The organism is Mesorhizobium sp. P5_C1 (assembly GCF_054049815.1).
Genome location: NZ_JBFULQ010000634.1, coordinates 1 through 2,868 on the forward strand (window position 1 = coordinate 1; position 2,868 = coordinate 2,868).

Annotated in this window: 1 protein-coding gene and 1 pseudogene; both read left to right on the forward strand. The window is 59.5% G+C overall.

Going from position 1 to position 2,868, the window contains the following annotated elements; all coding sequences use genetic code 11:
- Nucleotides 1-366: 366 nt before the first annotated feature.
- Nucleotides 367-2,106, forward strand: a complete 1,740-nt coding sequence (locus tag ACXJ7R_RS29150) for a rhamnan synthesis F family protein (protein ID WP_457154854.1) — start codon at nucleotides 367-369, stop codon at nucleotides 2,104-2,106.
- Between the two features lie 276 nt (nucleotides 2,107-2,382).
- A pseudogene (locus tag ACXJ7R_RS29155) lies at nucleotides 2,383-2,610 on the forward strand (transposase); the annotation flags it as partial.
- Between the last annotated feature and the right edge of the window lie 258 nt (nucleotides 2,611-2,868).

Genomic DNA, 2,868 nt, shown 5'->3' on the forward strand with positions numbered 1-2,868 from the left:
ATGATGCGCGGTGGAGAACTGGAAAGCGACTTCATCGCCRTTGCCGCCTCGTCCCTCGGTCCGTTGACATGGGAGGACTGGAACCCTGTGGATGCGGCCCGGCTGGCCAAGCGGATCACAGAGGAATTCAGGCCACTTTATGCCATCGCCAACAGCATAGAAACGCAGATCATGGTGCCTGCCYTGGCGTCTTGTGGRGTGCCGAGCGTTGCTTTGGTGCATGAGTTTGCYGCCTACACGCGCCCKGTAGCCAAGATGCGTAACGTTTATGACTGGGCGCAGCATGTCGTATTTCCWGCCGAGATCGTTGCGCAGTCTTCGTACGATGCCTTTCCTGGCCTCSAAAGGCGCCCCGGAATTCATATCATGGCTCAGGGGCGCAGCGATCCGCCGCCAGYGTCCTCMGCCGATSAGCCGGCYGAMAAAAAAGRMGACGAGTTCCTCCTYCGTTTGCGGCCCGAGGGTGAGGAGGCCTCCTTTCTCGTRCTCGGCGCCGGCATGGTGCACATTCGCAAAGGCGTTGATCTTTTCATAAGYGCRGCYGCCACAGCGAAACGGCTGCGACCGGATGTTCGCTTTCGATTTGTCTGGATCGGTGATGGKTACGATCCGGAGAATGACAGTGGCTACTCCGCGTATCTCGCCTACCAGATAGCCCAGTCGGATCTGGRAGATAGCCTGGTGATGCTTGATCCGGTATCGGATTTGGAGCCCGCATATGCCGTTGCAGACGCCTTCTTTCTCAGTTCCCGCCTTGATCCGCAGCCRAACGTRGCCATCGATACGGTTGTGCGTGGGATACCGACCGTGTGCTTCCAGGGAGCCTGTGGAACGGCGGAAATCTTAGGGGCYGACGCTGCAACACGTCCTCTCATTGCACCTCACCTCGATACCCATGCCGCAGCCGYCATCTTGTGCGGAYTGGCRGACGACCGCGACAAGGCAAAGGCCYTGGGAGCGGAAGTGGCGCGAGTAGGACGTGCGGCCTACAACATGAGTGYCTATGTTCAACAAATCSATGAGTGGGGCAAAACATCTGCGGCRGCACTTCATGACGAGGACCTTGCCACCCTGATGGCGGCCGCTGCTGTCGATCTCGAAATGGTTCTTCCTCCAGGTACCGCGCCAATTGCCGAGTTGGAAGCCGGGCGGCGCACGCTCCAGCAATGGAGCATCATGGGCCTCTCGGGCGATTCGACAGCCAATCCACAGTTCCGCCGTCCTTGTGCAGGCTTCAATCCGCAAAGCTATGCACAAGCCAATCCAGACGAGTGCGGACCGGGAAAARCCCATCCCCTAGCCCACTGGCTCCGMGCCGGRCGCCCCCCCGGCCCCTGGTCSCGGGACGTTTTCAATCCCGTCAACRGCACTTACCGGCCGTCGGAGCAGCGTGTGGCCCTTCAYGCCCATTTTTACTATGAAGATCTGGCTGATGATYTGGCCTTCCGGCTCAAGCGTAACCGCACGCGCTGCGATCTGTTCCTRTCCACGGACACCGAMGCCAAAGCCAGACATCTTCGAGCCGTGTTTGACGACCACCACGGGTCCGTTGAAATGGCAATCGTTCCCAACAGGGGGCGCGATGTCGGACCGCTTCTTACTGAATTCCTGCCACGGCTGCTTGATGGCCGCTACGACCTGATCGGCCATGTGCACGCCAAGAGGAGCGTGGGCACGGACGCGGCTATGGGTGAGGCATGGCGCCACTTCCTTTGGGAGAACYTGGTTGGTGGCGAACACGCGATGCTCGATCTGGCTGCAGAGGTCTTCGCATCGAAACCGGCGATAGGTCTTTTMATGGCGGAGGATCCACACCTCGTCGGYTGGAACGACAACAGGGAGATCGCTGAAGATTTGGCSAGACGGATGGGCATCGCCATGCCGCTGGCGGACTTTTTCGATTTTCCGCTGGGAACCATGTTCTGGTGCCGTCCAAGCGTGTTGCTTCCGCTACGCGAACTGGGTCTCGATTGGAACGATTACCCATCGGAGCCCGTTCCCTATGACGGCACCGTCCTCCATGCGATCGAGCGCTTGATGCCGTTTGTTGCGCGCAAGGCCGGATTCGATACTGCTGGTTTGCGCGCGCCCGGCACGAGTTGGTAACAGGAATTGAGCTGACAGCCGAAATCCTTCATCCAGGTAGATCCCGTGCCGAAAGGGGTTGGGTAGCTGGCGCGGTCGTGATTCTAGAGACGGTTTCAGTTTGATTGAATCGGTAGGGATCGATCTTGTGATTCAAGATGCTGGCTGGGCGGAGCGCCAGCATCGGATGCCAAGACCCTATTCAAACGACCTCGTGTGCGAGTTGCGGCGCCGGCTGCCGCCGGTCGGACGTACCGGGAAACGGGTGTTTCGTTCGGGGTCAGCGTAGCGAGTGAAGTGCTCGCGCTGCGTTGCGAGCGCATTGATGCGCCCTGCGTCATCGACGGTCCCATCAACGCGACCAGCTTCGCGCTTGGGTCGAACAGCGCGTCGTGCCGACGCTGTCGCCCGGCGACATTGTCATGGACGATCTTGGTAGCCACAAGGGCCAGCCATTCATCGGGCCATTCGCGTCGCCGGGGCCAAGCTCTTCTATCTCCGCCCTACAGCCCCGATCTCAACCCCTCGCTGGATATGCTTCAGTCTAGCTGACACATGCTCAAACGGATTGTCGAAGCCTGATTGGAGAGAGAGCTATGTGGGCGCCAACTACCCTACCCCAGAACAACCGGCAAACTTGCGATAGGAAACTGATATGACGGATGGGGAATGGAAACTGACAGCACTGCTGATGCCTGTGGCAGTTGGAGACGGCCGGCCGCGCGGGCTCAGCCGTCATGATTCTCGTGCGCTTATTGATCGAGCTTGCGGACGACATAAAGG